This is a genomic window from Pseudomonas sp., from assembly GCF_030696055.1.
GTDB lineage: Bacteria > Pseudomonadota > Gammaproteobacteria > Pseudomonadales > Pseudomonadaceae > Aquipseudomonas.
The window spans coordinates 1-6516 of sequence record NZ_JAUYNP010000164.1; the positions used below are offsets into that span (position 1 = coordinate 1).

General features: G+C 53.1%; 5 protein-coding genes. All 5 read right to left on the minus strand.

Annotation, left to right across the window (positions count from 1 at the left end; translation table 11 throughout):
* Positions 1-193 precede the first annotated feature (193 nt).
* A complete protein-coding gene (gene wecC / locus Q8Q83_RS09790; RefSeq protein ID WP_305623266.1) occupies positions 194-1453 on the minus strand; it encodes a UDP-N-acetyl-D-mannosamine dehydrogenase in 1260 nt (419 codons plus the stop codon).
* Positions 1454-1533: 80 nt separating this feature from the next.
* Positions 1534-2661 (minus strand): non-hydrolyzing UDP-N-acetylglucosamine 2-epimerase, encoded by a 1128-nt coding sequence (wecB, locus tag Q8Q83_RS09795; protein ID WP_305623268.1) that lies wholly within the window; start codon positions 2659-2661, stop codon positions 1534-1536.
* 808 nt (positions 2662-3469) lie between these two features.
* Positions 3470-4753 carry a Wzz/FepE/Etk N-terminal domain-containing protein gene (locus Q8Q83_RS09800; RefSeq protein ID WP_305623269.1) on the minus strand — a complete coding sequence of 428 codons (1284 nt, stop codon included), beginning with the start codon at positions 4751-4753 and terminating at the stop codon, positions 3470-3472.
* 513 nt (positions 4754-5266) lie between these two features.
* Positions 5267-5551, minus strand: coding sequence for an integration host factor subunit beta (gene ihfB / locus Q8Q83_RS09805; RefSeq protein ID WP_090387490.1), 285 nt, complete (start codon positions 5549-5551; stop codon positions 5267-5269).
* Positions 5552-5902: 351 nt separating this feature from the next.
* The coding region (locus tag Q8Q83_RS09810; protein ID WP_305623271.1) for a S1 RNA-binding domain-containing protein at positions 5903-6516 on the minus strand (614 nt) is incomplete at its 5' end.

A 6516-nucleotide genomic window follows, 5' to 3' on the forward strand; every position in this document is an offset into this window, starting at 1 on the left:
CCGCCAGCTATAAAAACAAAATCACCAACCTCTATACTTTCATATGACAATACTGAGCTGACAGGGTCGAATATTACCTTCTTTCCACAGCCACTAAACCGTGACCGGTACGTATACATAATTAGCCTAGACCAAGCTCGCCTGCACTTTTCATGCAAAGCAGCGATCATCTTAAATATTCTGCTTATCAACTTTACAATCCCGACCACAGCCCTTGCGTATCAACATAAACACCATGCGGCTCATCCAGCAAATGGAACTCTTTATGTTTAACCAGTATCACTTTCAAATCGGAAGACCTTATCCCCACCTCAAGATCGACCAAAGTCAAATTAAGACAATCACTTGGCAAATCCGAAATATTAGGCTCGATGGCCAATACTGGCCCAGAGTGAAACCCAGCAATTTTCTTTGTTATTTCAAATGCAGGGCTTTCCCGCAAATCATCAATATCAGGTTTGAAAGCCAAACCGAAGCAAGCGATGGTCACGTTTTTCGTTGTTTTCTCCGGGTTAGCCTGTAAAAAATCTGCCACTGCCAGTTTCACTTTATTAATAACCCACTCTCGCTTGCCATCATTCACTTCACGAGCAGTACGAATCAACCTGGCCTGTTCCGGGGTTTTGCTGACAATAAACCAGGGATCAACAGCTATGCAGTGACCGCCTACGCCAGGGCCAGGCTGGAGAATATTCACCCGCGGGTGCCGGTTGGCTAGGCGGATCAGCTCCCATACATTGATGTCTAGTTTGTCGCAAATGATGGACAGCTCATTCGCAAAAGCTATGTTCACGTCGCGGAAGCTATTTTCCGTCAGCTTGCACATCTCCGCGGTACGGGCGCTGGTGATGATGCACTCGCCTTCCACGAAGGTCTTGTAAAGCCTCACGGCCGCTTCCGAACATTTAGGCGTCATGCCGCCAATTACTCGGTCGTTCTGTACCAGTTCACGCAACACATGCCCAGGTAGGACTCGCTCAGGGCAGTGGGCAACGCGGATATCAGACATTTCTCCGCGGGCTTGTGGGAAGCTCAGGTCAGGGCGCGCCTCAGCCAGCCAAACAGCCATCTGCTCGGTAGCGCCTACCGGCGAGGTGGATTCGAGAATAACCAAATCGCCTTTTTTCAGTACCGGGGCAATCGCCTTGCTAGCGGATTCGATATAGCTAAGATCAGGCTCGTGGTCATCCTTAAATGGGGTCGGTACTGCAATCAGGAAAGCATCCGCTGCCTCCGGCTGACTCGTGGCGCGGAGGTAGCCCTCTGTTACGGCTGCATGGACCACCATATCCAGATCGGGCTCAACGATATGAATCTCGCCGCGATTAATGATGTCGACAGCTTTTTGATTAACGTCGACGCCAACCACTTTCTTTTTTCGAGAGGCGAATACAGCCGCGGTCGGCAAGCCGATATAACCGAGACCGATAACGGAAATAGTTTCAAACGACATGAATCTTCCCTTTAAATATCACCGGGTTGCGGGATAACGCCCTATCCTTATCCCTTAATGAGAGGGATGCAGGCACAGCATCACCCTTTAGTGACTAATGCTTCAATTATTCGCTGACAGGCTTTGCCATCCCCATAAGGGTTGTGGGCGAAGCTCATACATTCATAGGCTTTCTTGTCTGTCAGCAACCTATGCAGATTGCTGGTTATAGCCGTGACTTCGGTGCCAACCAATTTGACGGTACCAGCCTCTACAGCTTCCGGGCGCTCGGTAGTATCGCGCATCACCAGCACTGGTTTGCCGAGAGAGGGAGCCTCCTCCTGAACCCCACCAGAATCGGTAAGGATCAGATAAGCTCGATTCATCAGGTACACAAAAGGCAAGTAGTCCAGTGGTTCGATCAGGTGGATGTTGTCAACACCTGCCAGTAGGCGGTTGACCGGCTCGCGCACGTTGGGATTCAGGTGTACGGGGTAGACGATTTCCACATCAGGGAAGGCCTTGGCAGTTTCCACCAGCGCCTGGCAGATGCGCTCAAAACCACCACCGAAGCTCTCGCGACGATGACCGGTGACGAGGATCACCCGCCGCTCTTCCGGCAGGAAGCTGAACTGCTCACGGAACTGTTGTTGCAGCGGCGTATTGCTATCCAGCTTGGCCACCACCTCCAGCAGCGCATCAATTATGGTATTACCAGTCACGTAAACGTTGCCTGGGGTCACGCCTTCCCTGAGCAGATTCTGTTTTGAGGTTTCGGTCGGAGCAAAGTGTATCGCGGCCAGAGCACCCGTAAGCTTGCGGTTGGCCTCTTCCGGCCAGGGGGAATACAAATTGCCGGTACGCAGGCCTGCTTCAACGTGCGCCACCGGGATCTGCTGGTAGTAAGCGGCTAACGTGGCAGCAAACGTAGTCGCAGTATCACCGTGAACCAGTACGACATCAGGCCGGTACTGACTGAACACTTTTTTCATACCCTGCAGGATGGCGGTAGTGACGTCGGTTAAGTCCTGCCCGGGTCGCATGATATCCAGGTCGTAATCTGGCTTGAGTTCGAACAGATCGAGCACCTGATCGAGCATCTGCCGATGCTGACCGGTAACGCATACTTTCGCATCGAAACGCTCATCGGCGGCGAGAGCCAGTGCGAGAGGAGCCATTTTGATAGCCTCTGGACGCGTGCCGAACACACACAGGGTTTTTAAAGTCATTCGATTACCAAAACAGCTAAGTAGCGGTTATTTGATCATGGGATTGGCGGAAGCTGCAGCCCATCTTGCTTATGAGCCTACTATTTATGACCTTCACATCTTGCCGCTTGCTCGTGTAGCACCCGCTGCAATATATCGGCCCGTGCGATTCAGCTACTGCTTCACAGCACGCAACTCTGACGGTCATTCCCGTATCCGAGTAACAAAGCTCACTAAGCCCTTCTGATCTGTTTTTACCAAAATAGTGCCGTGCTGGTGGCCGACAAGCAGACACTTATGCCTGAGATATCCGCCTTTTGGCCCTCGGGCCGAATGCTGCTTCCTGGCATACCTTTGCTCAGACAAGCAACGAAGCGCGCATTATGCCGTTTATCCGCGGCATGGACTTGAGGTAGTTGGTGATTAGCCCTTGGAGCCCCCCGTTGCCAACGATGACGATGGCCCGCAGCGCCGTTTTGGTCGGATACTGCACATACGTAGGCAGTCGCCATAACAGCCTACTGAAGAGCAGTTGCCCAAGCCCAAAAAGGGTGGCCGCCGGATTTACTGCTGCGAGACTTCCTGATCTTAGAAGGACTGCTGGCTTCATTTTACCTCAGCGAAACAATGGAGCATGCACCCGCGCTTGGCGCGCTCAACTTGCAGCCCGAGATAAAACAGTCGAAATACTTTCTTCCACTAAGAAACTGTGTCGCAACTGCATAGCACTAGTTACCAGACTACCGCTGCGTGATCCTCCATTGAGGGATCACGCCGATGCGGCCTGCTAAGCCGTGACCAATACTGCAGACCACCCCTTACCCCTTATTCAGGCCAGTTGAGCGTTAGGTTTCCGCCGTATGAGATTACGTAACAAGGCAATAAACAAACCCAGCATGCCGCCAAGCACCAGGCCCAATGCCAGGATCAGCGCCTTTTTAGGCTTGATCGGCTGTGATGGCTCCACGGCGGTCTGATCGATAGAAACCAGCTTGAGGCTGGAAACATCCACCTTCAGGTTACGCAAGCGTGTGGCTTCCTCACGCCAGACGGCCAGGTTCGTGAGGAATAAATCTTCATTCTCGCGCTTATTGAGTACTTCAACCTGTCGGTTGTGGCGCAGCAGTTGCAGTTCCTTGGCGATCTGCGCGATGCGCGGTTCAGTGAAGTCATCGGAACGACGCTGCTGCAAAGCGTTACGTTCAGCGTCCAGCGCTTCGCTACCCATAAAGTAAAGCGGTATCTGCTGGTTGTTGATCTCGGTGCGGATCACACTGCCTTGTGCCGCACGCTCCCCTTCACCCAAAGCCGAAGGCGTGGTCGGCTTACTGATGCCCAAAGCCTTGGCGATACGGATCGCCTCATCCAGTTGAGTAATGCGGTCGTCACGGCGAGTCTTCAGTTGCTGACGCAATGCTTTCAGCTCGTCTTGCAGTTCCACCCGCTTGAGGCTATCTGCTTCTAGCAGCTTGGCAATCTGGACTTCCTTGCTCGCCTCGTAGCTGGCACGACCCGCCGCTATCTGCAATTCGAGTTGGTTTAGGCGGTTCTTGATCACCGCTTCCAGATCGGAAGCGACCCGCTCACGCTCGATCTGAACGGCATATTCGACCAAGCCATTGACAAGCGCGACACCATTGACATCCTTGGGGTAGGTCAACTGGATGCCTACATAGGCGCTCAGGTTATCGGTCTTTTTCGGGTCGGGCTGCAGCATCTTGAAGGCATTCTGATTGAAGCTTTCAAAGGTTTGCTCGAGGCTTCGGTTCGGCTGGCGCAGGGACTCGAACAGCCCTTGGTTGGCACGAAAGTAGCCCAGGCGGCTGTCATACGATTCCAAGGCAGCCCCGACGCGCTGCATGGCAACGTCAGGTGAAAGCTCATAAACACCGGTGCGATTCAGGGTATCGAGATCCTTGATTGGCGCAGGATGCAACACACTTTGCACCTGATACTCCGGAGTAGCCAAGAAAGCATAAGCCGCAGCGGCCATGCCGACCAGCAAGGTCACCAGCGTAATCAGCAGCTTTTGTTCCCAAAGCGAGTGAAATAGCTCGACCAGGTCGATTTCATCGTTCGAGGTCTGTTGTACCGCCGGGGAGATCGCATTCACGACAAAGGTCCATCTTCAAAAAGTACGGTGGATCGCCAACGGGAAAGCAGCATCGGTGGAGACCAGCCGTTGCGCTGCCGCTTGCCCTGGAGCAACTGAGTACAGGGCAAGAACCCTTGCCGCTAGCGTAGATTTCGCTGCATTGTGCCAGCTAAGGGGCACATGACAAGTCTTGACAAAGATTTAGTGAGCGCACGCTGACTAATGGAACTCTCGTGGTAATCCCGCCGCCCTGATACCCACAAACAACTCTGCCTTCTTCCCCCTCACTTACACAGGACGCGGACAATGACAAAGGGGTGTCCGAGATATGGTTGCTGACTTCAGTGCAGCACTTAATCCGGAGGCTGATCATTACGCAAGAACGAGCCTAACTGCATACGCGCGGGAATAGAAGAGGAGAAACGGCAATAGCTGGACAAACAAACGATCAAGCAACCGCGCACGCTAATATCTCGGCAGAGAACCAACTGAGCTGGAGCCGAATTTCAAGACTGGCCCGCTGCCTCACGCTCACTCATCTTCATTTACCCGGTCGCGCAGTTCCTTACCAGGCTTAAAATGCGGCACGAATTTGCCATCAAGCCGCACTGAATCACCAGTCTTCGGATTACGCCCCACACGCGGTGCACGGTAGTGCAACGAGAAGCTGCCGAAGCCACGGATTTCGATGCGATCACCGGTCGACAATGCCTGGGACATCTGCTCCAGCATGGTCTTGATGGCCAGCTCGACATCCTTGGACGAGAGCTGGCCCTGATGGGTAACGATGCGTTCGATCAACTCCGACTTGGTCATGGTTTTCCCTTCGTTTTCAAGCGGCTAGATCACTAGATAGAACGGTTTTAGCATGCCAGGTCAGTTTTGAACAGCCTATAAAACAAGGCGTTAGGAAAAAGCAATACTCAGGCAAAGGTCAGAAACGCTCCCGCAGTCAGCGGGGCCCTGCCCCACGAGACATCACATATTGCCAGCGAATCCCACCACCCCACAGCAGTGCAGACCGCGCACCCTGGAATATTCAGTAACCCGCGACAGGCCGGCCTTAGCGGCGAGAAGCCCCATCACAGCCCCCTTAACTCCAAACAACACAAATCACGGACACAAAAAAGGGCGACCGAAGTCGCCCTTTTTCTGGATTACCTGAACTTAGTTCTGGTTTTCCATTTGCGCACGGATCAGATCACCGATGGTGGTCGGACCAGCAGTTTCAACTTCCTGCTTGCGCATTTCTTTGATGGCTTCTTTTTCGTCTTCAACGTCTTTCGACTTGACCGACAAGCTAATTACGCGGCTCTTACGGTCAACGCTGCTGATCTTGGCTTCTACTTCTTCGCCTTCTTTCAGCACGTTGCGCGCGTCTTCAACGCGGTCACGGCTGATTTCGGAGGCTTTCAGAGTGGCTTCGATGCCATCGGCCAGGGTGATGATTGCGCCCTTGGCGTCAACTTCTTTAACGATGCCGCGCACGATGGTGCCTTTATCGTTAACAGCAACGTAGTCGGAGAACGGGTCTTCTTCCAGCTGCTTGATGCCGAGGGAAATGCGCTCACGCTCCGGATCAACGGAGAGGATAACGGTTTCCAGCTCGTCGCCCTTTTTGAAGCGGCGTACAGCTTCTTCGCCTACTTCGTTCCAGGAGATGTCGGACAGGTGAACCAGGCCGTCGATGCCGCCATCCAGACCAATGAAGATACCGAAATCGGTGATCGACTTGATGGTGCCGGAGATCTTGTCGCCCTTGTTGAACTGACCGGAGAAAT